The organism is Bacillus sp. DTU_2020_1000418_1_SI_GHA_SEK_038, from assembly GCF_032341175.1.
Taxonomy (GTDB): Bacteria; Bacillota; Bacilli; order Bacillales; family Cytobacillaceae; genus Cytobacillus.
Map to the genome: position 1 here is coordinate 919852 of NZ_CP135435.1, position 25776 is coordinate 945627.

24 protein-coding genes are annotated in these 25776 nt (G+C 38.8%); 13 read left to right on the plus strand and 11 right to left on the minus strand.

Annotated elements, in window-relative coordinates:
- The first annotated feature begins 155 nt into the window (after nucleotides 1-155).
- Both RRV45_RS04630 and RRV45_RS04635 read left to right on the plus strand, forming a co-directional pair.
- On the plus strand, nucleotides 156-1058 hold the full coding sequence (locus tag RRV45_RS04630) for a LysR family transcriptional regulator (protein ID WP_315667586.1): 903 nt from the start codon (nucleotides 156-158) through the stop codon (nucleotides 1056-1058).
- Between the two features lie 22 nt (nucleotides 1059-1080).
- On the plus strand, nucleotides 1081-1617 hold the full coding sequence (locus RRV45_RS04635; protein WP_315667587.1) for a DinB family protein: 537 nt from the start codon (nucleotides 1081-1083) through the stop codon (nucleotides 1615-1617).
- 54 nt (nucleotides 1618-1671) lie between these two features.
- On the opposite strand, the gene RRV45_RS04640 is transcribed toward RRV45_RS04635, so the two are convergent.
- Nucleotides 1672-3345, minus strand: a complete 1674-nt coding sequence (locus RRV45_RS04640; protein WP_315667588.1) for a hypothetical protein — start codon at nucleotides 3343-3345, stop codon at nucleotides 1672-1674.
- 260 nt (nucleotides 3346-3605) lie between these two features.
- On the opposite strand from RRV45_RS04640, the gene RRV45_RS04645 reads away from it, so the two are divergent.
- Together RRV45_RS04645 and RRV45_RS04650 are read left to right on the plus strand one after the other, a co-directional pair.
- On the plus strand, nucleotides 3606-4139 hold the full coding sequence (locus RRV45_RS04645; protein ID WP_315667589.1) for an RNA polymerase sigma factor: 534 nt from the start codon (nucleotides 3606-3608) through the stop codon (nucleotides 4137-4139).
- A complete protein-coding gene (locus tag RRV45_RS04650) occupies nucleotides 4120-5049 on the plus strand; it encodes a hypothetical protein (protein ID WP_315667591.1) in 930 nt (309 codons plus the stop codon). Before RRV45_RS04645 ends, RRV45_RS04650 begins: the two co-directional genes overlap by 20 nt.
- Nucleotides 5050-5098: 49 nt before the next feature.
- Here RRV45_RS04650 and RRV45_RS04655 read toward each other — a convergent pair whose 3' ends face one another.
- Nucleotides 5099-5704, minus strand: a complete 606-nt coding sequence (locus tag RRV45_RS04655; RefSeq protein ID WP_315667592.1) for an AAA family ATPase — start codon at nucleotides 5702-5704, stop codon at nucleotides 5099-5101.
- 230 nt (nucleotides 5705-5934) lie between these two features.
- Here RRV45_RS04655 and RRV45_RS04660 point away from each other — a divergent pair, with 230 nt between their 5' ends.
- Entirely contained in the window at nucleotides 5935-6411 is a 477-nt protein-coding gene (locus RRV45_RS04660; protein ID WP_315667593.1) for an ArsR/SmtB family transcription factor, read from the plus strand.
- Nucleotides 6412-7686, plus strand: a complete 1275-nt coding sequence (locus RRV45_RS04665; RefSeq protein WP_315667594.1) for an MFS transporter — start codon at nucleotides 6412-6414, stop codon at nucleotides 7684-7686.
- 121 nt (nucleotides 7687-7807) lie between these two features.
- Here the strand turns inward: RRV45_RS04665 and RRV45_RS04670 are convergent, their stop codons facing one another.
- A complete protein-coding gene (locus RRV45_RS04670) occupies nucleotides 7808-8539 on the minus strand; it encodes a DsbA family oxidoreductase (protein WP_315667595.1) in 732 nt (243 codons plus the stop codon).
- Between the two features lie 327 nt (nucleotides 8540-8866).
- Between RRV45_RS04670 and RRV45_RS04675 the strand changes: the two genes are divergently transcribed.
- Complete coding sequence (locus RRV45_RS04675; RefSeq protein ID WP_315668934.1) at nucleotides 8867-9337, plus strand: ribonuclease H-like YkuK family protein; 471 nt, start codon at nucleotides 8867-8869, stop codon at nucleotides 9335-9337.
- A gap of 522 nt (nucleotides 9338-9859) precedes the next feature.
- Here RRV45_RS04675 and RRV45_RS04680 read toward each other — a convergent pair.
- Entirely contained in the window at nucleotides 9860-10303 is a 444-nt protein-coding gene (locus RRV45_RS04680; RefSeq protein WP_315667596.1) for a CoxG family protein, read from the minus strand.
- A 408-nt stretch (nucleotides 10304-10711) separates the two neighbouring features.
- Between RRV45_RS04680 and RRV45_RS04685 the strand changes: the two genes are divergently transcribed.
- A complete protein-coding gene (locus tag RRV45_RS04685; protein ID WP_315667597.1) occupies nucleotides 10712-13147 on the plus strand; it encodes a S8 family serine peptidase in 2436 nt (811 codons plus the stop codon).
- Nucleotides 13148-13200: 53 nt separating this feature from the next.
- Here the strand turns inward: RRV45_RS04685 and RRV45_RS04690 are convergent, their stop codons facing one another.
- The 3 genes from RRV45_RS04690 to garR form a co-directional block, all read right to left on the minus strand.
- Nucleotides 13201-14541 carry a GntP family permease gene (locus tag RRV45_RS04690; protein WP_315667598.1) on the minus strand — a complete coding sequence of 447 codons (1341 nt, stop codon included), beginning with the start codon at nucleotides 14539-14541 and terminating at the stop codon, nucleotides 13201-13203.
- A gap of 145 nt (nucleotides 14542-14686) precedes the next feature.
- Entirely contained in the window at nucleotides 14687-16117 is a 1431-nt protein-coding gene (locus tag RRV45_RS04695) for a four-carbon acid sugar kinase family protein (protein WP_315667599.1), read from the minus strand.
- Nucleotides 16117-17010 (minus strand): 2-hydroxy-3-oxopropionate reductase, encoded by an 894-nt coding sequence (gene garR / locus RRV45_RS04700; RefSeq protein WP_315667600.1) that lies wholly within the window; start codon nucleotides 17008-17010, stop codon nucleotides 16117-16119. The genes RRV45_RS04695 and garR overlap by 1 nt, the downstream gene beginning before the upstream one ends.
- A 283-nt stretch (nucleotides 17011-17293) precedes the next feature.
- Between garR and RRV45_RS04705 the strand changes: the two genes are divergently transcribed.
- Nucleotides 17294-17911 (plus strand): GntR family transcriptional regulator, encoded by a 618-nt coding sequence (locus RRV45_RS04705; protein WP_315667601.1) that lies wholly within the window; start codon nucleotides 17294-17296, stop codon nucleotides 17909-17911.
- An 88-nt stretch (nucleotides 17912-17999) separates the two neighbouring features.
- Here the strand turns inward: RRV45_RS04705 and RRV45_RS04710 are convergent, their stop codons facing one another.
- The 4 genes from RRV45_RS04710 to RRV45_RS04725 all read right to left on the minus strand — a co-directional run bounded on the left by RRV45_RS04710 (nucleotide 18000) and on the right by RRV45_RS04725 (nucleotide 21445).
- Nucleotides 18000-18731 carry a DUF3784 domain-containing protein gene (locus RRV45_RS04710; RefSeq protein WP_315667602.1) on the minus strand — a complete coding sequence of 244 codons (732 nt, stop codon included), beginning with the start codon at nucleotides 18729-18731 and terminating at the stop codon, nucleotides 18000-18002.
- Nucleotides 18732-18886: 155 nt separating this feature from the next.
- Entirely contained in the window at nucleotides 18887-19801 is a 915-nt protein-coding gene (locus RRV45_RS04715; protein ID WP_315667603.1) for a ketopantoate reductase family protein, read from the minus strand.
- A gap of 100 nt (nucleotides 19802-19901) precedes the next feature.
- Complete coding sequence (gene yunB / locus RRV45_RS04720; RefSeq protein ID WP_315667604.1) at nucleotides 19902-20669, minus strand: sporulation protein YunB; 768 nt, start codon at nucleotides 20667-20669, stop codon at nucleotides 19902-19904.
- Nucleotides 20670-20824: 155 nt separating this feature from the next.
- Complete coding sequence (locus RRV45_RS04725) at nucleotides 20825-21445, minus strand: hypothetical protein (RefSeq protein WP_315667606.1); 621 nt, start codon at nucleotides 21443-21445, stop codon at nucleotides 20825-20827.
- Between the two features lie 216 nt (nucleotides 21446-21661).
- On the opposite strand from RRV45_RS04725, the gene RRV45_RS04730 reads away from it, so the two are divergent.
- The 4 genes from RRV45_RS04730 (at nucleotide 21662) to RRV45_RS04745 (ending at nucleotide 25765) form a co-directional block, all read left to right on the plus strand.
- Nucleotides 21662-22654, plus strand: a complete 993-nt coding sequence (locus tag RRV45_RS04730) for a zinc-binding dehydrogenase (protein WP_315667608.1) — start codon at nucleotides 21662-21664, stop codon at nucleotides 22652-22654.
- Nucleotides 22655-22755: 101 nt separating this feature from the next.
- Nucleotides 22756-23499: a type I methionyl aminopeptidase gene (map, locus tag RRV45_RS04735; protein WP_315667609.1), complete on the plus strand. Its 744-nt coding sequence runs from the start codon at nucleotides 22756-22758 to the stop codon at nucleotides 23497-23499.
- A gap of 693 nt (nucleotides 23500-24192) precedes the next feature.
- Complete coding sequence (locus tag RRV45_RS04740; RefSeq protein ID WP_315667610.1) at nucleotides 24193-24744, plus strand: sigma-70 family RNA polymerase sigma factor; 552 nt, start codon at nucleotides 24193-24195, stop codon at nucleotides 24742-24744.
- A complete protein-coding gene (locus tag RRV45_RS04745; protein WP_315667611.1) occupies nucleotides 24725-25765 on the plus strand; it encodes a hypothetical protein in 1041 nt (346 codons plus the stop codon). Before RRV45_RS04740 ends, RRV45_RS04745 begins: the two co-directional genes overlap by 20 nt.
- Nucleotides 25766-25776 lie beyond the last annotated feature (11 nt).

Consider the following 25776-nt stretch of genomic DNA (forward strand, 5'->3'; position numbering starts at 1 on the left):
GTTTATTAGTTAGCGATATTTGGATACTTTTAGAACTTTTAGCCAAATAAATGGATTTTCTATTAAAGAAATTTTATAATGAAAAAATAATCTAAACAATATGAATTTTAGATAAGAACAATGCCGATGTGAGATGAATTGGGGGAGGTGGGTTTATGGAGTTAAGACAAATACAGTATTTTATGGAGGTTGCGAAAAGGGAGCATGTGACGGAGGCGGCAGATGCGCTCCATGTCGCTCAATCAGCAGTCAGCAGGCAGATCTTTAATTTAGAAGCAGAGCTGGGTGTAGACTTATTTATTCGCGAAGGGAGAAATGTTCGATTAACACCAATAGGAAAAATATTTCTCGAGCACATGGAGGAAGCGATGAATGTTATTGAAAGTGCCAAGAGGGAAGTAGACGAGTATTTAGATCCTGAAAAAGGAACGATTCGCGTTGGGTTCCCGAGCAGTCTGGCTGCTTACACTCTCCCCACGGCCATTTCTGCCTTTAGCCGAAAGCATCCAAATGTAAAATATCAGCTCCGTCAAGGCTCTTATCAAAGTTTAATAGATGGGGTTAAAAAGGGAGATATCGATATGGCACTCCTTGGTCCAGTGCCGAAAGATGATAAAAAAGTGCTTGGAAATATTTTATTTACAGAAAAAATGGTCGCCCTATTGCCAATAAGGCATCCTCTAGCGGATAGAAAGTCAATAAAATTAAGCCAATTACGGGATGATTCCTTCATTTTATTTCCTAACGGCTATATTTTGCGTGAAATTTCTGTGAAAGCCTGTCAGCAACAAGGTTTTCAACCGAATGTGACATTTGAGGGAGAGGATATTGACGCGATAAAAGGCTTGGTTTCAGCCGGTCTCGGTGTAACGCTAATCCCCGAAATCACATTGATTGACAGCTTGCCGCGCCATACAGTAAAAACCAATATCGAACCTCAAGTCACAAGGACGGTAGGTGTGATAATCCCCTCAGATCGGGAAATGCTACCAACTGCAAAGCTTTTCCATGAGTTTCTAAATGAATTTTTTAACATGCTGGGAAGCTTTCAAAAATAAACTAATAAAGGGGTGAAGGTAAATGTATCAAAGACCAGATATAAATGAATATCCAGCATATTATTCAGCTTATGTAAATTTAGTGCCAGATGGAGAAATGATTGTTTTATTAAATGAACAGTTGAAGGCAACGGTGAATGCGATTAAAGGTGTGACAGAAAAACAGGCTCAATTTCAATATGATTCAAATAAATGGACGGTAAAAGAAGTGATTGGGCATTTGGCAGACACGGAACGAATTATGGCTTATCGAATTCTTTGCATTGCAAGAGGCGAAACGTCTCCGCTTCCGGGGTTTGACGATAATCTTTATGTTCAAAACGGCTCGTTTAATCAATTGTCCATGGAAGACCTTCTAAAAAATTTCTCCATTGTACGCCAATCCACAATTGTTTTGCTGAAAAGTTTAGACCCTGATGCATGGCTGAGAAAAGGAAATGCTAACGGCTCTGAAATTACAGTCCGAGCAGTCGCAAGTATTATAGCAGGACATGAATTGCATCATCGAAATATTTTGCAAGAGCGCTATTTCATGTCGAGTGAATATCCATCTAATTAAAAAATGGCTATAAAAAACACGGTGAACTAGAACTCCACCGTGTTTTTTAAACCTTTATTCTAACCCTTCAATTAATATTTCCTTCGCAGGCAGGAAGGCTTCTCCTGTATCCAAGTAAGTTACTTTCACCATATCGCCTTCCTGCAAATAAATGGCCATCGGGCTGTTTTCTGAAGAAATGACATAGTTTGATTTATTATCTAATAGGAAGGATACAACCGTGTAGTCTCCAGTCTTTTCTTTATAAACTCGAACAACGGTACCGTTTACTTGTTTTTCTTCCGATTTAGAGCTTCCGTCCACAGTGCCGCCGCCTCTCTGGAGAGCCGTTTTGTACAGCTTTAAGGCTTCGTTTGGCGTATTTCCATACACAGAAATTTCCGGATTCGCTGCTGAAACAATAAAGTAATTTTGTAAAAAACCGTTAGAATCGAGCACAGCTGTTAGCCAGCTTGCTTCTCCATAGAAGTTATATAGGACAGGCATCTCACCTTCCCATTTCTTTTCGATAAATTTCTTTTCAATGATTTGTAAAGCACCTTGGGAGTCCATATAGGATTCTTCAAGATTACCAGTATAATAAATCGCTTCACCAGTTCTTGAATTGGTTAGGGAATACCCAAGCATCGAATCCACCCCTTCTTTCGGACTCGTAAAATCAGTGAAATAATACATATCGCCATTTTCATCAAAGATTGGACTGACATTCGCCTCTGTACCTTCATCAGAAGGGAGCTTTACGTCTTTTTTACCAAATACGCTATTCCAAAATCCGTGTACATACTTTCCGAAATAGCTATTTTGTAAACTGACTGCTTCTGGAGAAACCGCGCCATCAATAAATGCTGGCACATTCGCTATTTGATATTCCTTCGTGTCGCCATTATTTGGGTCCACCACGATAATTCCTTTTACATCAAACCCATTCCGCGCTGAAACAAATTCACCAAATGTACGGATATAATGTGGTTTGCCCTCGTCATCAACCTCTAATTGGGCTTCACCGTAAAAGATATGCTTCGGGTACTGCATCCGAATATGGCGTTCAAGATTTTTATTAAAATAAGAAGAGGGAGTGTAAATCATTTCAGCCTGAATAAATTTAGGATTTGCAGAAGAGTCAGTTGCACTAATGGTAAAATACCCTGGAGTTTGTTTACCATTGATCCATTTGAACAACCCAGAAAATTCAACCGGAGCAATGTACACATAATTACCATTTACCTTTTGGATTTGCAAGTTTCCGAGCTCATAATAGCTTGTGTTAGGTACTTGGCCGAATGCCTTTTTCATCTTATTTCGTGCAAACTGAGGCGGAACACTTGCAGGTGTTTCATTTTCATCGAACGTTTCTATCTCCATTTTCTCTTTCATATTGGCAATATCGTATTTTTCATCGGCATTGAAAAGAAAGGCAGTTAAGAAAAAAACTCCAACTAATAGACTAACAAGGAAAAGTAGTCCTTTGATCATTCTTTCCTTACCCGAGGCGAGCAACGCTCCACCAAGAGTTACGATAATAGCAAAAAACCATAAAGACGTCAGGTTACGATCTAGATTGGTAATATAATAGAAGGAAAAGACAATTACAATGATAAGAATAATGGCTGCAATAAGTCCTGCAGAATTGGTCTTTTTACCGTCTTTTGATTTGTTTTTTATGAAAGGGATAAGCACTAGCGCAGAAGCTAATCCTGCAATAAGTGTAAATAGAATGATATTGCTCATATAATCACTTCTTTCAAAGGAGTTATTAGTTATTTACGATTGGTTAGGTTGAAAGGTTTCAATTTTGATTGTAAAACCCCGTATACGGTAACCATAAACGCTTCATGGAACGTGTTTTCTGAGGAACCCATCAAAAACGCAAGCCATAAAGTTTTTTGTATAGTGTTTCCCTAGGCTACCGTAGTAAAAAAACACTGTCACGTTTTTCTAATTGGAACGACTGATGAATAAACAGGTGAAAAAGGCGGGTGAGGAAGAAATTGAACAAGAAACGGGAAGAGCTCGTGATGGAGTGGTATGAACAATATTATGAAGATGTCTATCGATTTATTTTGTTTATGATTCAAGATAAACAAAGCTGTGAGGATTTTGTTCATGATACATTCGTTCGGGCGTATACGGCTTTTGAACGTTTTGATAACCGTTCGAGCATTAAAACATGGCTATTTAGTATCGCCAAGCACATTGCCATCGATGAAATTCGCAAACGACAGCGTTGGAGAATTTTTAATTCTATTTCTCAAGGGAGAGAAGTGCCATCTACTTTCAATGTGGAGCAATATGTAGAAAATAAAGAAACGGTGCTGAACCTGATGGAGGCAATATTTCGTTTAAAATCAAATTATCGACTTGTCATTATTTTAAGAAAGATAGAAGGCTTTTCAACAATTGAAACGGCAGAAATACTAAATTGGTCCGAGGCTAAGGTCCGGAAAACACTGTCAAGGGCATTGAAATCATTAAAAATGACCCATGAAAAAGAAGGTGGTGAACATGTTGAACAATCCATTTGACGACCAATGGAAGCAATTAAAACATCTCTATCCAACACAGAAGGAGAAGGACGCTTTAAGAGCGAGGCTTTGGCAATCCCTTAAGAACCAATCTGTTAATCGTTCTCCAAAAAGAAATTTCCAATGGAAAGCACTATTAGCCTCAAGTCTATTCGTACTAATTTGCAGCGGATTTATTTGGAAAGTAATTTCAAATGGTACAGGGCCTCACGCAGGAGAACAAAGAAATGCTGAGGAACAGCCGATTACGATGGACATTAGGTTTAGCTGGGAGGCTAAGGATGTTCAAATTGAAAAGTCATCAAAAGGCTGGGATGTCTATTCAAAGGATTCAGCTAATAAAGTTGGTACCATTGAGGTGGTAACAGAAGAAGAATTAAAGGAGATAACCTCTTCATTAGCTATGTTCGTAAAAGAAGAACTAGGAAATTTCCCGTACCCAACTACTATGAATATTGAGCATGTGAAAAGAATGGATACAGCTATCCGTTATCACTTCTTTATTTCTATGGAAAATGAGAAATTTGCTCATTTTAGCTTTGATTATCCGAAACTTGAACACGCTGAGATTTTCCAAGCGATGGCTACTTTAAAAATTGCGGGGATATCTCCTGTACAGTCTGAAGAACCGATATATGTGAAACATGGCTATGGAGCGATGATCTTTCCAGTCGGTTTGGAACCAATCTCCCTTTCGCATGCCGAAGAAATATATCATTGGAAAGAAGCTTCCTTACCCGCGTATCATCAATATTTAGATAAAATTCTAGAAGGACATTGGAAAAGGGAAGCGTCAAAAGGAACAACAGCTACATTTGTTTCTGGTGATGGAAGGGAAATTGTATCGATCACTTTAGAAGATAAATACTTAATATATGAATTTACTTATCTTCATGATGATCAACAATGAAATATATTTCTTAGAGACCAATCAGCATTTGAAAATTGGTCTCTATTTTTTAGTTAAGGGTGATTGTCCAATCAGCTTTTTTTGCTGGATTATACTCTGATACATATTTATCCTCGGCAGGAAAATAGCGTTTTTCATATTTTGCTAAAATGGCAGGTTTATCTCCGATATAAAAATCTCTCTTTAGAACCCTTTTTAATCTTTCTTCCTTGGGAACATCGATATATATAACATAATCCAGAAAAGGCCTTACTTCAGCCCGCTGTAAAAATACCCCTTCAATAATCAAAACAGTGTCCAAATCCATTTTCAAATGATGATTCATATATTTATCGTTTTCTTTGTCATATAACTCAATTTCCTTATTAATCGGATGTCCCATTCTTATCGGCATTAATATTTCGCTAATAAGGTAATCATAGCGCCACTGTAAATTGTAATAACATTCCCATTCACTTTTTGAATCGTTGTAGCGAACAAATTTGGGGTGAATAAAATCATCAATGTGCAATACCGAAGTTTTCCTTCCTTTGTTCCGCAAGTCTTTTTCTAATGACTTGGAAAAGGTTGTTTTCCCAGATCCGCCTAACCCATCAATTCCAACAATAAAAATACGATTCTTCTCTTTTGCCATGAGTATTTTTTCTATATGCATTTTTCCACTCCTTAACGAGCAGTCATTACCAATATATATACCATTTTACATCAGTAAAGAGATATTTGACGGGACTAAAGAAGGAAAAGTCAAATATAAATATAAATTGGTTTGTGGGCTAGGTCTTTTTTTGCCCATTTTTAAAATAATCTAAATATTTATTGTATTCCAAAAAGTTAGAACGTATAATAAAATTAAATCAACCAAAAAAATTAGGGTGGTAAAGAAATATGGATTATCAACAAAAAATGATGGAAATCAATCTCGATCAGCAAAAATTAATTTCAAGCCCATTAAGGGTGAAAATTATTTACTTGCTTGACGAACAGCCGATGACGGCTAAGCAGGTGGCAGATGAAATGGGGAAGACAGCTGGCAGTATCCATTATCATATTCAGCAGCTTTATAATGGCGGAATTCTAGAAATTGTGGAAACGAAAGAGAATAGAGGAATTATAGAAAAATATTACCGTTCAAAAGCAACCCATTTTAGATTAATAGACGAGAATGCACCTATTAAGGAAAAAAAGACACGTACGAGGGAATCAAGTTTATCCCTTACAGATGAAGAGTTGGAAGGATTTGAAGCAGAATGGGATCAACTCGTATTAAAATATTTAAAGAAAACGGTAAAAGGCGATAAAGAGCGTACACCTTATCGAGTTTCCTGTCAATTTGAAAAGCTAATGGATGAGGAGGAGAATTAAATGGCAGGGACAATACAAAAGAATTTATTCCTGTTTCTGATCGGCAAAATGACAGCGGTCCTTGGCTCATCGATATATGGCTTTGCAATCGGATTGTATATATTAGCCAAAACGGGTTCAAGCCTTAACTTTGCCATTACACTGCTATTAAGTGCTTTGCCAAGGATATTGCTCTCACCGATAGCTGGAACATTGAGTGACCGCTGGAATAGGAAGCTGATGATTATTTCATCAGATTTTGCCTGTGCCATTTGGCTCGTGATTGTCTTTTTCATATTTACCTTTGTTTATCCGGAAATTTGGGTTCTATATTTAGCAACAGCTGTCCTTAGTATCCTCAACACATTTTACTCCATTGCTGTCACATCAGCGATCCACAACATGGTTGGCCCAGAATATCTGCAAAAGGCGATGTCCTTAAATCAGGCAGCCGCTTCCCTTTCCGCTATCCTAGGACCTGTCCTCGGCGGTGTATTCTTCGGTCTCTTTAACATTACCACATTCATGATTATTAACATCATCACCTTCACGATATCAGGATTGGCAAGTGTGTTCATACAGTATGATTTATTTGCTGAAAAAAAGGAGAAAGCCAATGGCAATTCTGTTTTGACAGATTTAAAATTTGGATTTATTTACGTAAAGAATCAACCATTTATAAAGAATTTAATTATGATTTGTATTTGGCTTAATTTCTGGTTTGCTGTGTTTCCGGTTGCGATTCCGTATCTCGTTCTAACCATTCGAAAGATGGAATCTATTCAGCTTGGGGTTATCGAAGGAACCTTCTCGGTCGGCATGATGGTGATGGCTATTATCCTATCAACTCGTCCAGAGATAAAAAGAAAGGAACTTAGTATTTTTGGCGGGTTGATTGCCATGTCCACAGTTCTAATTTTATTGGGATTGCCGAACGTTCCAGGTATGACGCATATTTCAAATACACTGTTCTTTCCTTATTTAGTCATCATGGTTTTCCTGCTGTCTACTTTTATTATGCTGATTAATATGCCAATTATGGTTCTACTCCAAAAGAGCACACCAGATGAATACCGGGGGCGGGTTATGTCTCTCCTTGAAACGGGAGCAAGCGCCATGACACCGCTTGGTTTTATCATTTTTGGTTTCGCTCTTGAAAAGATGCCGGTTTGGATATTACTGGCAGTCTGCGGCCTTAGTATCATAGTCTTAATCCTCTATCATATTAAAAAGAAAACCATTACACCCTATTTACGTGAGGAAAATAATCCTAAGGAAGTTATATTAGAAGTGTAGGCGTTAGATGAATCATTGGCGTATTTTTGAAAGAGAAGTGGAAAAACACTCACATATCATTTTTTGGCCCAATGTGAGTGTTTTTGAATGAAAAGCAGAAAAACGCATTGATAAAGTTTTTTTATTCTTTTTTATCCTGAATTCCACAGCTCTCGTCCGTACAGCTTGCATCTTCCATACCTTCTGCAGAAAGATCCTGGAAAGCAGGAGCGTCGGATTCTTCTTCCCAAACCTTTTGAAGGGCACCTGCAAACGTTTCGGGGGCTTGAGCGCCTGAAATCGCATATTTATTATTAATGATAAAATATGGCACCCCTTTAATGCCATACTGCTGGGCGATTGCTTCATCAATCCGTACATCGTTAGCAAAGGCATTTTTATCCTGAACAATTTTCAAAGCTTGATCACGATCAAGCCCTGCTGATTCCGCAATTTCAGCCAGTACTTCTTCATCGCCTATGTTTTTTGATTCTGTGAAATAAGCGTGAAGCAGCTTCTCAGTAAGTACTGCCTCTTTTCCGCTTTCCTTTGCAAACTTTGCCAGCCGATGGGCATCGAACGTATTGCCATGCTTCATTTCATCGAAACGAAAATCTAATCCTACGCTCGCTGCTTGTTGTCCGACTCCTTCATTTGCCTGTTTTGCTTGTTCAATACTCATTCCATATTTCCCAGCAAGGATTTCATGAATGCTTTTGCCGTCATATTTAGGAGAATTTGGATCTAACTCAAAGCTTTTGAATTCAACCTCAACTTGATCTTTATGGGGGAACTGGGCTAGTGCCTGTTCCAATCTGCGTTTTCCAATATAACAAAACGGACAAACAAAATCTGACCAAACTTGAATTTTCATAAACGAACACCTCAATTATATTTTCCCCCATATTAGCATACTCATTATAGAAACCACTTAAAAGATGCTCAAGAATCCAAACACACCATGTTTAACTTGAAATTAGTGTGGGAAAACTTAAATTATGGGAAACCTGGATAAATGATTTTAATATACTGAATATATATGCGGTTGTGCAGTAGCTAGTCATATTCTTTTGGAAAAGAGACACAAAGCCATTTGTAATCTAACTTCACTCCAAATATAATGTGGTGATAAAAGGTGATTTATGATCAGGGTGAAAACATCACGTTTCAAAATTTACAAGAACGAAATTTGACGTTTGATATGGTTTTTTCCAGAATTCTTAAGTTTATTAGAAGGAGTCCATGTGGTCATTATCGATTAATGGTAGGGACGGATTCCCAGGTTCATTGTGATCGTACAATTTTTATTACGGGAATTGTGATTCAAAATGAAGGAAAAGGGGCTTGGGCATGTATAAGGAAACATATTATTCCAAGAAAAATGCTTCATTTGCATGAGAGAATCTCGTATGAAACCTCATTGACGGAACAAGCAGTAGCCCTTTTTACACATGAGAAGAAGAACGAAATAATTGATCTAATCCTTCCATATATTTACCATGGAGCAACATTTACAATGGAAGGTCATCTCGACATTGGTATCGGCCAAAGAAATAAAACACGGGAATTTGTGAAAGAGATGGTTTCTAGAATGGAGTCAATGGGGGTCGAGCCAAAAATAAAGCCTGACGCTTTTGTAGCCTCTAGTTATGCCAATCGTTACACAAAATAACTGCGTTGAAATTATCTATATTAATGAAACTCCAGAAATGGGGTTTTTATTTTTTTTGTTCTATGCAAACTATAACAAATTGAAAAAAATCAAATTCAATATCTTGTAGAAATGATTGTGTTCGGATATGAAAGGGAAGTCATAACCATTAATGCAGAAGAAACAGCGCAACTTATACAAATCCTGATTTTCCCTTGGCTGATGGCCTAGTGGAGCATATAATTGGGTTCTTGGAAAAAAATAAAGTACTAGAGAAATAAAAAACAGGGGCACTCTTACTTGAGGGTGCTCCTGTTTTTGTATAAAAGATAAGTATAAATTTTCTCGAGTATGAGAACTGTCTAGCTTCAGCACCCAGCCCCTCGAGGTCATAAGCCAATCCGTCATGAAGGTTAAAGAGCAACCTTCCTGCCGGCTCGTCTTATGCTTGTCGGACTTGCACAGGATGTGCTGACATCGATGTTCGCCACAGGACGTGGCGGTCTTTAATCGATGTTCCCCTGTCAGGGCGCTTACGCATTTCTATGCATGCTCCTCAATTTTGGCAGCTACTGCTTCTGTTAGTTCTGATGTCGTTTCGGGGAGCGAGGTTGTTAAAATCGAGTTTGCGACCTTTGCCAGCATTCCTTCCGCTGTAATATCAAGGCAGCCTGTCATGAGCACTTTCGAGTTTCCTTTTTGTTTAGCTAAAAAGTAGCCGTGGCCCGTAAATTTTTCATTTAACCCCTTCAAATTAAATGTCACTTTATGAGGCTCCTCCCAGCCTGTAATATCAACCTTTAATTCAATTTTTTTCTTCATGAAACCCATATCACTTTTAAAGCACCAGGTGGACTCTTTATCACTGAGAATCTGATGTTCAATATATCCAGGTACAAGTGGAGCCCAGTTATCAATACGACTCACGAATTCCCATACAGTCCAAATAGGTGCATTTACTTCAATTTCATGGTTATAAACCGGCATTTTTCCCGCCCCTTTAGAAATTATTCATCGTTGCCCTACATGAAAATGTATTCTGACTAAACAAAAGGTATTCCTTTTATAGCGCAGGCACCCCAAAAAGACACACTTTCATAAACTGTCCACCAAAAGTACCTACTGCAGTTGTTTCCATTTTTTCGTAGATTACTATAAAAATTTGTACTCTTCCCAGCGGTTGTTTCCATTTTTCCGTAGATTTCTAAAAAATTTGTACTCTTCAGCCACCGTTTTTTGAAAAATAATTCTAATGGCCTATCGAAGTGAGGATGAAGGACTCAAGGGTTATCATTGAGGGATACAGAATATTTCCAATGTTATACATATTAGGATACTGGAGGTGCGTTTTGTAAAGAGGCATCCTAACCAACATCAAAGGAGATGAAAGGATTCATGTTAAAGAAGAATATGAAAGCTTTTTTATTGGCACTTGTACTATTATTAGCATTTTCACCAATGGGGGCAGGTGCAGCTGGTAAAACGGAAAGCAAGTCAGCTGCCCAGCTAGCCCAATTAGTCGGGGAGTTTAATTTTTCTTCATCAAACAGAACTAGTGTTATTGTTGAATTAACTGAGCCATCCTTGGTAGAAGCAAAGCATAAAGGAAAGAGTCAATCTAAAGCAAATCTTGCTAACGCTCGTAATCAAGTAAAATCAGATGTTAGCAATGCAGCAAAAAGCTCTCAAGTTATTCGCGAATATGATTATGTATTCTCTGGCTTCTCTGTTGTATTGGCGGAAAATGAAATTCCCGCTTTATTATCTGTGCCTGGGGTAAAAGCAGTCTACCCTGATGTACAATATCAGGCAACGAGCTTAGGGGAAGGGGAAATGATTTCCTCCGAGGAGTACAGCCCGCATATGCTTAACAGTGCACCGCATATTGGTGCCAACGAGGCTTGGGAATTTGGATATACAGGAAAGGGTGTAACGGTTGCAGTTATCGATACAGGGGTTGATTACACTCATCCGGATTTAGCTAATGCATTTGGGAGCTATAAAGGCTGGGATTTAGTTGACAACGATAATGATCCACAGGAAACACCTGCTGGCGATTCTAGAGGCGATGCAACAACACATGGTACGCACGTTGCAGGAACAGTTGCTGCAAATGGCCTTATTAAAGGTGTAGCCTCTGAAGCCACTTTACTTGCTTACCGTGTATTAGGTCCTGGCGGGCGTGGAACAACGGCAAACGTAATTGCTGGAATTGAAAAGGCAGTTCAAGATGGCGCAGACGTTATGAACCTATCACTAGGAAACTCACTAAATGATCCAGATTATGCTACAAGCATAGCATTGGACTGGGCGATGGCTGAAGGCGTTGTTGCTGTTACATCCAATGGAAACAGCGGTCCGAATAACTGGACAGTCGGTTCACCTGGGACGGCTCGTGATGCTATATCTGTAGGGGCAACTCAGCTGCCTTATAATGTTTATAATGTAGCCATCTCTACAACCGAAGGGGCTAGTTATCCTTCAGCAAAAGTAATGGGATTCCCAAATGACCAAGCACTTTTGGCTTTAAATGGGGCTGAATTCGAGTTTGAATATGTAGATTTAGGTTTAACAGGTGATTTTGAAGGAAAAGATCTAACTGGAAAAATAGCTTTAATTAAACGTGGAGATATCCCATTTGTCGATAAGGCAACGAATGCTAAAAATGCTGGTGCGGTGGGTGCCATTATCTTTAACCATAGCCCAGGGGAACAGCCTGATGTGCCAGGTACGGATGTTCCAACGATTAAAATATCGCAAGAAGATGGACAAAAGCTTCTTGATGAGTTAGAACAAGGCAATAATAAAGTGTCATTAGACATTCAATTTGCCAATCGTGTTGGTGAAACAATGGCAGACTTTTCTTCACGCGGTCCAGTCATATACACATGGATGATTAAGCCAGATGTTTCTGCACCAGGTGTCAATATTGTAAGTACAGTTCCAACTCATGATCCATCGAATCCTCATGGATATGGAGCAAAGCAGGGGACAAGTATGGCATCTCCTCACGTGGCAGGTGCAGCAGCTTTAATTCTGCAAGCAAATCCGAATTGGAGTGTTGCTGATGTGAAGGCAGCTCTAATGAATACAGCTGAAAATCTTATCAATCCAGCTACAGGACAAGCTTACCCACATAATACTCAAGGGGCAGGAAGTATCAAGGTTTTAGAAGCGATTCAAACCAAAACACTTGTTACTCCTGGAAGTCACTCTTTTGGAACGTTCTATAAAAATAAAGGGAAGCAAGTTGAAAAGCAGAAATTCACAATAAAAAATCTAAGTTCAGAACGAAAGACTTATAGCTTTGAAGTGAACATGGGAGCAAACTCTCATGCAATTAAAGTATCAACAAGCAATAACTTAAAAGTGAATCCTGGTCAATCTCAAAATGTTAACTTAAATGTACAGGTGGATGCAGGAGCCCTTGCACCAGGGTATTATGAAGGCACCATCACGATTAGCGATGGTTCAGAAACGCTTGATTTACCAACGATTCTGTTTGTAAAAGAGCCAGATTATCCACGTGTGCAATATCTTGGAGCAGGACAGGTTGCAGATGGAAAAATAGAAATTGAAGGCTTCTTCCCAGGAGGAGCGGAGGAAGTTGACCTATTTGTCTACCTATCTAATAAAGACGGGCAGCCACTGGCATATGTAGGTGACATTGCCGTTTACAAAGATGTAAAGGCAGGCTATACGACCTTCGAATGGAATGGAGAACTGACAAACGGAACTAAGCTTTCAGCTGGCCAATATTACAATATCTATGCCTTTGCTACTTACAAAGGGCAAACCGATTTAGCTGGAACAAATGTTTTTATCGAGTAAAAAATAACAAAAAGGTCATCGTTCACATATGGAACGATGACCTTTTTACGATATTAGATCCCTGGAAGAATGCCGGAAAATAAGCTTAGAATATAAACCATAGCCAATGCCGATAAACCAGCTAAGAAACCGCCGACAGTCCATGCTTTCAATGTTTGCGGAATGGTCAGCTTTCCAAATTTGCTGACAACCCAGAAACCAGAGTCGTTTGGAAGAGATAATCCGATTCCTCCAGAACAAATAGCAAGTCCTAATAAAATGGGAGAAACGCCAAGGTCAACTGCAAGAGGCCCCATAATGCTGGAAGTTGTTACAAGAGCAACAGTTGCAGAACCGAGTGATGCACGTAAAATTTGCGAGAAGATGAAAGCTAGTAATAAGACTGGGATGCTTAAATCTTGCAGCGTTGCAATTAGATGATCGCCAATTCCGCTCTTATTAATAACAGCTCCAAATGCACCACCCGCACCAGTAATAAGAATGATGATTCCTGCAGAATTAATGGCTTCAGCATATAATGTTTCTTTAGGGGTTGAAATATAAGGGCCAAGTACAACAATAGCAACGATCACACTAATAAAGAGCGCTACATTCTTCTCCCCAATAAAACCTAACGTAGAAGAAATAATCGTGCCAGGAACTAAAATTTGTGATACGGTATTAGCTAAAATTAGGACGATTGGCAATGCAAGCATAAAGAAGGATAGACCAGTGCTAATTTCTTTTCTTGGAGCATCTTGGACGCCTGCGCTTTCTTCCATCTCACCAGAATGATTTACACGTTTTCCGATAAACAAACCATACAGATATCCGCCGATTAATGTGGCTGGAATAGCACAAATAATGCCATATAAAATGAATAAGCCGAGATCGGATTTTGTGTTTTCAGCAACAACTAGTGGACCAGGTGTAGGTGCGATCATGTTATGAGATACGATTAAACCTACGCCTAGTGAAGTAACAAAAGTAACGATAGAGAGACCCGTTTTCTTTGATAAGCTTTTAATTAATCCGCTAAGAATCACGAAGGCTGCATCAAAGAATACTGGAATGGAAACGGCTGTGCCTGTTAAACCTAGACCTGCTGCTGATCTTTTCGTTCCAAAGACTTTTAACACAGCTTGGGCAATTTTTTCAACCGCACCTGATGCACCTAGGAACTGACCGAATATAACGCCTAGACCAATTAATATTCCAACACCTGTTAATGTAGCCCCGAAACCTCCAGCGACAATTCCCGGTACTTCTTTAATCGGAAGGCCAATCACTATAGCTGTTGCCAAAGCAACTCCTATTAAAGATAAAAATGGTTCAAGCTTTAATTTTAAAATTAGAAAAAATAATGCCGCTAATGATATAAGAAAAATGACTATAAGCATATTTCCTGTGACCATTTTGTTTTCTCCCCTTATTAAATGGTTAAATTATAAAATAATTCAAGTTGGAATCTAAAATTAGCCGATAGACCAGCTATCACAGTGCTTTTTATAGCTTGATCAAGGAGGTCTATGGATAATGATATCTCTTAATTTTTGAGAATTACTTTCCTTCTAAACAAAGGACAACCTCTTTTAGCGTTGTGGTGGTTCCAACATTTCCAGGGAAGATAATATAAGGAATATGAGGGAATGTGCTTTCATCACCCGTTTTCCAAACCGGAACACCAGGAGCGATTTGCCCAGCAACGGCTGCACGCTTGACCTTTAGCCCTTTTGTTCCAATATCGCTTGAGGTAATGCCGCCCTTCCCAATAATATAATTAGGTCTGACAGCAAAGTTACTTACGATACTTGTGACCGCATTAGAAATTTCTACGGAAAGCTTTAATTCCTCTTCCTCCATGCCTTCACCAAGATCAAGCCGCTCCCGTCTTGTGTAAATAACTGTCGTCACACCTTCAGAGACCTTTTGCTCTGCTTCAAGCTTGGCTCGTTTCACTTCATTTAAGAAGGCTGGTTTGTCTAATACAAGATGAACGTTTAATTCAATAAAGTGAAGGGAGGATAAAGATTTTAAGGCTTGCAGCTGATCAGTTGTCTTTTTAACATGGGAACCGACAATGACAAGACCGCCATTTTTTTGTTCTTCTGTAATTAATTCCGACCTTTCTAATAAAGGACGTGAAGAAATATCCCCGATAACCTTTGTAAATGCTGCAGCAGTTCGAAACAAGAATTGTTTTCCCTTTTGTATAGCTTGGATCAAGGCGCAAGAGAAAATTATTAAATCCTCTTCTTCAATCGCGTTGACAACCACTTTTCCGAAATTTGAAACCTTCATTAGCTGCTCTGTAATATCGTCAACGACCATTTGGCGAAGAGATTGTAAAGAAATATAGGTTACATTTTCCTTAGAAAACTGACCGCCTGTTTTTTCTTCAATCCATTCTCCTAAGTGGCTTGAGTGGTAGCCAAACGTTCTGTCTTTAGCAAATTCCGTTTCACCAGCAGGAACTAATGCATTTCCTTGTTGAACATAGTGAATATCGTTGATAGTTAGGCGCCCTCCTTCTTTAAAGAAAGGAATTAGCACCTCACCGTCTAATGGTGCCCCGCTATTATTTTCAATCGTATGGCGCATCACTTCTGTTTCAAGTGGGTAATGTCCTCTTAAAGTAGAGTCGCCACGGCTAATAAGAATAAAAGGGCGATCGTATTTCTTAGAGATTTTCTCAACCCGTTCCGCGATGTCACGATGAACCTGTTCTGTTTCCTTTGCCGTAAAAGCTCTAGAATTTGTCAGTATAAAAAACATTTGTGCATCATCTTGGAATCCGTGTTCAATCGTATCCTCTGACCAATCAGTAAAGACGGAGACATTATGAACCGTTTGTACGCCAGTCGGGTCATCATCAAGAACAATAATTTTATGATCAAAACTAGGACGGATGGCAGTCCATAATTTCCTTACAGCTTCTTTATCAATGGGAGGATAGGATGCAATTACTTCATCTGCTTTCTGCCATTCCATTAATTACCGGCACCTTTCACTTCAAAATTAGCAAGCTTTTCATAATATTGAACTAAGCCACCATGATCATCTGCTTCTTTGCCATCAACTTTTAAAGCATGGAACATTTCAAGTACTTGTGTTGTAAGAGGGATAGGAACTCCGATTGAGTGAGCTGTATCCATTACATTCGTTAAATCTTTGAGGTTGATATCAATTCTTCCGCCTGCTACAAAATTTCTTTCAAGAATTAATGGAACTTTGGCATCAAGTACTGAACTTCCAGCTAGACCTCCGCGAATAGCCTCGTACATTTTCTGAATATCTATACCAGCCTTAGCTGCAAGGACGAGAGCCTCTGACATCGCAGCAATGTTCACATTGACCATAATTTGATTAGCTAGCTTGGCCGTTGTCCCGCAGCCGTTATCTCCAACAAGAGTAATAGCCGATCCCATGCATTCTAAAATAGGTTTTACTTTTTCAAAAATTTCTTCTTTTCCGCCTACCATAATGGCAAGTGTACCGTCTATAGCTTTAGGTTCCCCGCCGCTTACCGGCGCATCCAGCATATGAAGGCCTCTTTCTGCTAGGGCAGCCGCTAGTTCCTTCGAAGCGACAGGAGTGATGGAGCTCATATCGATGATAATAGAACCTTCATGTGCGCCTTCCATAATCCCGTTTTCACCATAAATAACACTTTTTACATGCTCAGTTTTTGGAAGCATCGTGAAAATAACCTCGCTGCTTTGAGCGACTTCCTTTGGAGATTGAGCTTCTTTGGCTCCATCTTGCTTTAATTGCTGAACCGCAGCCTCATTTATATCAAATACAGTTACCTCATAGCCTTTTTTTAAAAGATTACATGCCATGGGCCTTCCCATGATTCCGAGTCCGATGAAACCAAGTTTCATTTCAAATCCTCCTCTTAATAAACCGCTTTCAAATCCTCTGTTAATTACACACGAAAATTGTACACAAATTATTCAAAAATGTATACAAAAATAATTAGAAAGTGTACAAAAGAATAAAAATCGTATACAGTCAGGTTATTCCTTTTAAAAATGAATCATTCAAACTATACTTTTACATAAGGAGTAAGCGATCCTATTTACAGTATTTATTATTTTCCTAATGGAAGAAATTACTCTTCCTTCACTTCTTTTTGTCATAACTTTTATTAGGAGTCGATAGTCATTGGTAAGGCAAACGACAGGATTAGCGTATTTGCAATCATATGAATATATAAGAGATAAAATTTTAAACGGTGAGCTGCCGAGGGGTACGAAGCTTGTTGAAGAAAGACTGGCTGAAGAACTAGGTGTTAGCCGGACACCAGTGCGTGAATCAATCAGAAAGCTCGAACAAGAGGGATTAGTTAAACAAAAGAGGGTCGTTAATCCAACAGATATGGATTTGCGAAATATTTTCCAAGTTAGGATCCTGCTAGAAGGATTTGCTGCGCGCTATTCAGCGACTTATATGAGCCAAGCGGCATTGGAACAGTTAGAGCAGTGCATAGAAATTGGACACTCGGGAACAACGGAAGAAATTATGAAAGCAAATGAAGAATTTCATAATATCATTGTACAAACAACAAATAACCCGATGATGATTGATATTATTGACCGGATGCAATCCATTATTTATTTGTTCAGAAAAACGGTTGTCTACCATAAACGTCCATTTTTAATTGAGGAGCACAGACAAATTTTTGAAGCCATTCAATCTCATGATGGTGAAGAAGCAGAGAGGATCATGAAGAAACATTTGCAGGCAGACTTGGATTTTTGTTTACATATGCTAAATCAATAAAGCAAAATGTAAAGCCGTTCAATATTTTGAACGGCTTTGCATTTTTTAATATTGCGATTAGAATGATTTCGTACTGGCCTTGAACGATTTATTTAGTCGAACGAGTCTTATCCCTCAATTTCTCATACCATAATATTGTCTTGCTTGGATCTTTATCATTGATGAAGATTTTCCTTTTTTCCAGTTCAATATATACATACGGGGAGGCTCCTTTCTGAATAAAAAGCAGGCTGCTTCCATAATCTTTCACCTTAAAATGGCCTTTTGACAGCGTTGGCATTCCGATACCGTTCGTTCTTACTGTAATATCGGGCATCACCTCCAATAATTCAACGTGTATAATGCCATCAATTGGCCATTCATCTCCGTACATCCCAGTTATCTCAAAACTATTTTCCTTTACACTTAGTTCATATCCCTGATAGCTAAATACAGAAAGAGTTGTGATCGTCCCAATTACTACGATAAATAGGATGGTGCTGATTATATAGCTTCGCTTTCTTTTACTAGGAATATCAAATTTAGATAAATAAATGAGGCCGCCCATTAATAGAACCAGTATAACTCCAAATTGAACTTCCATCGAATATGTAAAAGAACTAAACGAGAGAGGCAGCATAATGATCATAACAACTGCCGTAACAAGTAACAGATTTCCGATTTTTTGAGGATATCCATTCGCAATCAACTGCTGTTTTTCCGTTTCAGAACGGGATGAAAATCCCGAAATTAAAAAATAAGCTTTCTTGTAACGCACAGCCCAGCCAAGCACTAAAAACAATAATCCAATCATTAATTGTGAAATAAAAAGCCCCCACATGGATATATGAATACCACCTTTTAAAAATATTCTTTCTCCTATTAGTTTAACAGAAATGGGGCTGCTTTTTTGGATGAAAAGAGGAAATGGATGTTTGATGTTGTGCTCTTTACTAAACCAAAAAGATGCCACCTAATAGGGCAGCATCCATTTATTTAGATCCTAGATTCATAGATTTTCAGATTTGCGTAAATGGTTTCTAATGTTGGTGCTTGAATGCTTGTGGCTTGTGCTTGTTTTAGTAAGTAACCGAAAAAATGGTCTGCTTCGATTGGCAGTCCTTTTTCCATATCTCTTTGTAAGGATGATTTAAATTCATAGCCGAGTCGCTGTATTTGAGATAATTGAACTTCTTCAATATTCTCAGCAACAGGTGCGCCAATTGCTCTCATAATGCTGACTGTCTCCATAAGAACTCTTTCGATCGTTTGAAGGCCGAGCTCCTGTTCGCAAATGGGTCCGCTTGGCGATTGGAATAGAGAGGTGACTCCTGATGCAGTGGTTATAAATAAATATTTATGCCACATATCCTGCATGATATTTTCGGATAATCGAAAGTTTGCTTTAGTTCCAGAAAAGGCATCCTGCAGTTTTAAAATACGTTCCGTTTTTTCGCCATTTCTTTCTCCAAATACAAGGTCATGGATCGGACTTTTTTGGAGAACTTTTCCGGAGTTATCAAGGGTCGTTTCAATAAAGCATAGTCCCCCAATAACCCGCTCCTCCCCGAACACATCAATAAGCTTCTCAATATGGGCAATCCCATTAAGAAGTGGGAGGATCATTGTTCGATCTCCGGCATAAGTCCGAATACTTTCAATGCCGCCATCCAAATGATAAGCCTTCGTTGAAAGGATAATGACATCGAACGGGTCAGCCTTTTCTCCAGATAATAGTGCTTTAGGTTTTAGGCTCAGATCCCCGTGTATACTCTCAATGATCAATCCATCACGGTCAAGCTGCTGTTTTCTTTTCTCTCGAACGAGAAAGGTAACATCTTCTCCTTTTTCCACAAGGCGTCCGCCAAAATACCCGCCAATTGCCCCTGCTCCTACAATCAATATTTTCATATTGTAAAAAACCTCCTAAGTAGATCTGCTTCTGCATCTTCTAGGTTGTCTTAATATTATAATAATTCATATTGAAGTTTCCATGAAATGAAAAGCACCATTAATTAGTTGCCGGCGGTATGATGACAGGATTAGGATTGAGTGTGCCGCCTCCATTATAATATTGAGGTACTTTGCCAGGGTGAAACCAGTCCCCGATTTTGATCTGGTTGGAAACCTCAATCGGTTCTTCGATTAAAGGGATAATAACGTTCATATGCACTCTTACATTTATATAGACTTCAAGATACGTATTATTAATGCCTGTTTCGACAATCTTTGTTTCTAAATCTGATGTGACATCTCCAAGGATTTCTAACCTGACAGGGATTTCTGGTCCAAGGTTGGATAGTAACGTCATTTTCGTAGCCATTCCTAATGGGATGTGATAAACAATGCCTTTCGAGCTTTTTGTTTTTTCTTTGTCGATATTAATATCATTCTTGAAGTTTTCAAGCTGGTCTAAATCTCCGGCTTCAACTAAATCTAAATATTCCTGTACTCTAATCGTTAATTCCGAAATGACTTTATTATACTGGGGATTAAAGCTGTAGCTGGCTTCACCGGCATTTTCATGCTTTACGATTAATTCATTAATATCTATGCTTTCTGTAGCTTTTTTGGCAATCGCATCATTTATTGCCTGAACTGCGAATTGGCGGGCTCTCGTTTCGGCGATCCCTATTAATGTTGGCTCTAGATTTTTGTTTATGATAATAACACTGAAAATGGTCGTTAGGATAAAAATAACAAACGTAATAAGAAAAACATATTTAAAGGGGAGCGGCCCCTTTTTAACAGTCCATCTCCTTCTTCTTTTAATGAGCATTCAAAACCCTCCCAACTGAGCTGAGCTTGTTTGTCGTTCCTTAAGTTCCACGAAAAAATTGATTCGGGCTTTGTACAAATATATGACCATAACAAGAAAATAAACATGCTCAATTTGTCAGTTTTGAAAGGGTTTTGTAGAATCGTTTAATTTAGTCAGCTTTTTCGGAAAATAACTTCCTGATCTAGCACGACTTCTTTTGGAGGAAACTCCATAGGTGGAGCATATGGAATTAATGCAAAATGGATCTCAGTGAGATCAGATGGCAGAGGAGGAGAGATGAGAAAGCCCATCTGTGTATTCCCGCCGCCGCCGCGAGATCCCTTTTTTGCTACCTTATATTCGGTAGGGCCTGTTATTTCAAGCATTAAATGTGGAATAATATGTCCAATGTTTTCGTTTTCTTTATTTTTATAATTGATTTCTAACGTTACGATGCTTCCGTGCTCATGCTGCATAGCATGAGTTAAAATATAGTCAAAATCCCCAACAGTTGATTTTTTCATAATTTGAATGACGCCTAAAAGCTCACCGGGCCCCTCTGGCATGTAAAATGGTCCGCTGCCATCATTTAATTCATGCATAAGCCAGCCAATCTCCGAAACCTTCATCTTGTATTTTTGTGACCATTCCTCCAATAATTCAGCAGGAGGGGAATAACGCTTTCCTTTGGCAGCAGCTTTTCTTTCACATAACAGCCTAATGATTTCTTCGTCAATTTTTTTATAAAAATCGGTGTATTCACTTTTTACTTGTTCAAATTCAGCCCATCCCATTTGATAACCTCCACAGTTACATTTATTAATTAGTTTAACAAAATTGGTTAATTAAACCAATTTGTCAATATAAGTGTTTTATTGCAATGCTTGAAAGACAACCACCATCAATAAAGCTAAAGTAAAAAAAGATTGTAAGAGTTGAAATATTTCAAATTCAAGCCAATTACAAGTAATATAGGTTATAAAGACATTTTAGATATAGGAGTGATTACGATGAAGGCAGTAATTCATGCAGAGAAGACTGGTTTAGAGGGACTTACATATAGTGAAATAGCAGCAATGGAGCCAAAGGCGGGAGAAATTAAGGTTAAACTTAAAACAGCAGGATTAAATCATCGTGACCTATTTGTTCTTGAGCGCCACAAGTCTACAGAGCCTCCTTTAGTCATTGGTTCCGATGGGGCTGGAATCGTAGAGGCTGTTGGAGAAGGCGTCACTCTTGTACAAATTGGGGATGAGGTTATGGTAAATCCTGGCCTTGGCTGGAAGGAAAAGAGTGATGCTCCGCCTGCAGGATTTGAGATTGTCGGTCATCCTTTCCATGGAACCTTTGGTGAATCTATTATTTTGCCAGAGGAAAATGTAGAGCGAAAACCAGAATATTTAACTTGGGAAGAAGCAGGTGTACTGTCATTGGCAGGTCTGACTGCATACCGTGCATTGTTCACAAGAGGAAAAGTGCAGCCAGGAATGAAGGTGTTTATTCCGGGAGTAGGGAGCGGGGTTGCTACATTTTTAGTGCAATTCGCTAAAGCTGCCGGGGCTGAAGTATATGTGAGCTCACGTTCGAAGGAGAAATGTGAGAAGGCGTTAGAAATTGGAGCCCACAGAGCCATTGATAGTCATGAAGATTGGAATACAGCCCTAGAAGGATTGAAGATGGATCTTGTCATTGAATCTGTTGGAGCCGCTACTTTTAATAAGTCGTTAGAAATTCTCCGGACGGGCGGAACGATTGTGACATTTGGAGCTTCAGCAGGAGATGAAGTCAAAATAAATCTTCGGACCTTTTTCTATGCCCAGCAAAATCTTCTCGGTTCAACATTAGGAAGTGCGGAAGAATATAAAGAAATGCTGCAATTTATGGAGAGTCACCGAATTCGGCCTGTTATGGATAAAGTTTTTACCCTTGACCAATTTGAACAAGCTTTTAACAGGATGGAACAAGCTGATCAATTTGGTAAAATTGGCTTTAAAATAAGCTAAACTTCTAGAAACACCTCAATCTTTTGGGGTGTTTTTACGTTAATCGAAAAATAGAATATAATAAAAAGAAGAAAACCAATTATTGAAGGGACAGGAATCATATGATAGTCAAAAATGATGAAGAATTAGCAGCTTTAAAGGAAATTGGAAAAATTGTTGCGGTCATCCGCGATGAATTGATTTCACGGACAAAACCTGGCGTAACGACGAAAGAACTGGATGATTATGCAGGGGAGCTGTTTGAAAAATACGGTGCGGTATCAGGTCCAAAAGGAGAATATGACTTTCCGGGTTTTACTTGTATCAGTGTAAATGAGGAAGTGGCACATGGCATCCCGGGAAATCGAATCATAAACGATGGGGACCTAGTCAATATAGATGTTTCTGGATCCAAAAACGGATTTTTCGCAGATACTGGATTATCGATTGTAGTTGGGAATTCAAATGAAAAGCTGCTTCACCTTTGTGAAACGGCACAGAAGGCATTTGAAGAAGGCTTGAAAAAGATAAAAGCAGGCTCTAAGCTAAGCACGATCGGAAAAACGGTTAACCGAGTAGCGAATCAGAATGGTTATACCGTTATAAAAAATCTAACTGGTCATGGAATTGGAAGATCCCTTCATGAGAAGCCAGACCATATTTTAAACTATTTTGAGCCTTGGGATTCCCAATTGCTGCGCGATGGAATGGTTATCGCATTCGAACCATTTATCTCTATGGGAGCGGAAGAGGTAATCGAGCTTGGTGACGGCTGGACATTCGTGACGCCTGACAAGAGCCTAGTCGCACAATGTGAGCATACGATAGTCGTGACAAAAGGGGAGCCGATTATTATTACGAGGTAAATTAATTTTTAGGAGAAAATAGATGGCTAAATATAAGTAAACTTTTTTTCAGCAAGGAGGCAAGTTCCTCTTGTTGATAAAAGTTTACTTTTTTTGTTACACGGAACTTGTTCCACGATATGATATTGGACTAGAAGATAGTATTGAAGTGCTAATGGAGGATACATGGTGGAATAAGACAATATTCATAGATTTAAAAAAACTATGGGTATGTTTTGATACGATTGAATTGACTTTATTGAGGATGAGACCATGAAAGGTTCATAGTGCGTGTTTTATCCTTCCACTTGCTCAAACGCTTACCATGAAAGGTTCATAGTGCGTGTTTTTTCCTTCCACTGGCTCAAACGCTTACCATGAAAGGTTCATAGTGCGTGTTTTTTCCTTCCACTGGCTCAAACGCTCACCATGAAAGGTTCATAGAGCGTGTTTTTTCCTTCCACTGACTCAAACGCTCACCATGAAAGGTTCATAGTGCGTGTTTTTTCCTTCCACTGGCTCAAACGCTTACCATGAAAGGTTCATAGAGCGTGTTTTTCCCTTCTACTGACTCAAACGCTCACCATGAAAGCTTCAAAGTGTATACTTTCTAAAATTCACCCAAAAAACTGATAAAAAAAACATTTCACCTTTTTTATTTGATTGGAACGGAACCTTTTTGCAGCAAATGTGGTCTAATGAGCACAAGGGGGGATGATGGTGCTTTCGGAAAATGATGTTCTTCTTGCCCAGAGCGGGAACGAGGAGGCTTTTATTCGATTAATAAGAAATTGTGAGTCTTCCCTTTATCGAGTGGCGAAGGGGATTCTTAAAGAAGAATTGGATTGTGGGGATGCGATACAGGAAACGATATTGAAAAGCTATCATTCTATTTCTAAGCTGAAAAATCCAGCCTATTTCAAAACATGGCTAATTCGGATTTTAATAAATGAATGCAATGATATGTTAAAGAAAAAGCATAAGAGCTACTCTCTCAATAATATAGAAAACTTGGCAGAACCTCAAAAAGCTGAAAATGAATTTGATGAATTAAGGTCGGCTATTTCGGAGTTAAACGAAAAACATCGGATGGTTGTCGTATTATTTTATTTTGAAGATTGTTCCATAAAGGATATAGCGCAAGTTCTAAATATTAGGGAAGGCACAGTAAAATCAAGATTAAACCGTGCACGGGCGCTGCTCGCATCCTATCTTAACCAAGAAAATGAAGAAGGGAGAGATGATAATGGACCACTCAAAATTTGACACGAACATCAAAAAAATCATACAAGAAGAGGAGTTAGAAGCACCTATTTCAGTTAAAAATCGAGTCCATCACACCCTTTCAAATCTTCCAAAAAAGAAACAATCCTTTACTTTTCCAATAAAGTATTTATTAAGCGGGGCTGTTTGTATATTCCTTACTATTGGTGCCATTTATTTTTTAACTAATGAAAATACACGCCAACCCAGTGAAACTAGACTTGCTGAAGAGAAAAATGGCAAAGACGAGAATATCGTTATTCATGATTACCTATATGCTGGAGAAAGTGAACATTGGAGAGCCATACATGAGTTCTATGGAAAAGGAGTATTTGCTAAAAAAAAGGATGGCCGGATTGGCTATAACAGTGAATCAGAAGAATTATTTTACATTGAGTATAAAGGCGAATTTGCAGAAATAAAAGGAAAACCCTTATCCTATAGCTATAAAACAACCGCTGGTGGGAGTGGCAGATCATTAGACCAAATGGATAAAAAATCGTTCACAAATCACTCAGGACCTGATCGTGGAGCAGCGATGATGCAGGAAAATGAAACCGTTGAAGTGACAGTGGAATGGGATGAGAAAAAGGAAACATTCCTACTGCACCCTGATAACACAAGGAATTGGAATATAACCCCAACCTTTCCTGCACCATCTGACGGAGGAAATCAATCAATATTAAGAGGCTTAAAAGGGAAGGCCGTATATATGGATTTAGATGACATAAAGGCTGGTAAAGCTTACAAAACGCGATGGTTTTTTTGGGGGAAGGGTTTAAAGGAGAATCCAGGGGAACAGCTTAAAATAACAGCCACCCAAAAGGATACAGGTAAGCGGATAGAGATGGTTCGTGCTAATAATTGGGAAATTACCCTTCCGCAAACTGAAGATTTAAAGGATGTACTAAAAGCACAAGCCTCACAGCATGTGATGATGAACTTTCCATCTTCTGGAGTATGGCGGCTTGATGCCCATATCGGCAACAAGTATTATGCAAGCATTGTTTTAGAGGTAAAATAAAGCAAAGAATG

Coding starts and splice junctions, on each gene's coding strand:
- RRV45_RS04630 (WP_315667586.1), top strand. CDS start 156: ATGGAGTTAAGACAAATACAGTATTTTATGGAGGTTGCGAAAAGGGAG.
- RRV45_RS04635 (WP_315667587.1), top strand. CDS start 1,081: ATGTATCAAAGACCAGATATAAATGAATATCCAGCATATTATTCAGCT.
- RRV45_RS04640 (WP_315667588.1), bottom strand. CDS start 3,345: ATGAGCAATATCATTCTATTTACACTTATTGCAGGATTAGCTTCTGCG.
- RRV45_RS04650 (WP_315667591.1), top strand. CDS start 4,120: ATGTTGAACAATCCATTTGACGACCAATGGAAGCAATTAAAACATCTC.
- RRV45_RS04655 (WP_315667592.1), bottom strand. CDS start 5,704: ATGCATATAGAAAAAATACTCATGGCAAAAGAGAAGAATCGTATTTTT.
- RRV45_RS04660 (WP_315667593.1), top strand. CDS start 5,935: ATGGATTATCAACAAAAAATGATGGAAATCAATCTCGATCAGCAAAAA.
- RRV45_RS04665 (WP_315667594.1), top strand. CDS start 6,412: ATGGCAGGGACAATACAAAAGAATTTATTCCTGTTTCTGATCGGCAAA.
- RRV45_RS04670 (WP_315667595.1), bottom strand. CDS start 8,539: ATGAAAATTCAAGTTTGGTCAGATTTTGTTTGTCCGTTTTGTTATATT.
- RRV45_RS04675 (WP_315668934.1), top strand. CDS start 8,867: ATGGTTTTTTCCAGAATTCTTAAGTTTATTAGAAGGAGTCCATGTGGT.
- RRV45_RS04680 (WP_315667596.1), bottom strand. CDS start 10,303: ATGCCGGTTTATAACCATGAAATTGAAGTAAATGCACCTATTTGGACT.
- RRV45_RS04685 (WP_315667597.1), top strand. CDS start 10,712: ATGTTAAAGAAGAATATGAAAGCTTTTTTATTGGCACTTGTACTATTA.
- RRV45_RS04690 (WP_315667598.1), bottom strand. CDS start 14,541: ATGGTCACAGGAAATATGCTTATAGTCATTTTTCTTATATCATTAGCG.
- RRV45_RS04695 (WP_315667599.1), bottom strand. CDS start 16,117: ATGGAATGGCAGAAAGCAGATGAAGTAATTGCATCCTATCCTCCCATT.
- garR (WP_315667600.1), bottom strand. CDS start 17,010: ATGAAACTTGGTTTCATCGGACTCGGAATCATGGGAAGGCCCATGGCA.
- RRV45_RS04710 (WP_315667602.1), bottom strand. CDS start 18,731: ATGTGGGGGCTTTTTATTTCACAATTAATGATTGGATTATTGTTTTTA.
- RRV45_RS04715 (WP_315667603.1), bottom strand. CDS start 19,801: ATGAAAATATTGATTGTAGGAGCAGGGGCAATTGGCGGGTATTTTGGC.
- yunB (WP_315667604.1), bottom strand. CDS start 20,669: ATGCTCATTAAAAGAAGAAGGAGATGGACTGTTAAAAAGGGGCCGCTC.
- RRV45_RS04725 (WP_315667606.1), bottom strand. CDS start 21,445: ATGGGATGGGCTGAATTTGAACAAGTAAAAAGTGAATACACCGATTTT.
- RRV45_RS04730 (WP_315667608.1), top strand. CDS start 21,662: ATGAAGGCAGTAATTCATGCAGAGAAGACTGGTTTAGAGGGACTTACA.
- map (WP_315667609.1), top strand. CDS start 22,756: ATGATAGTCAAAAATGATGAAGAATTAGCAGCTTTAAAGGAAATTGGA.
- RRV45_RS04740 (WP_315667610.1), top strand. CDS start 24,193: ATGATGGTGCTTTCGGAAAATGATGTTCTTCTTGCCCAGAGCGGGAAC.
- RRV45_RS04745 (WP_315667611.1), top strand. CDS start 24,725: ATGGACCACTCAAAATTTGACACGAACATCAAAAAAATCATACAAGAA.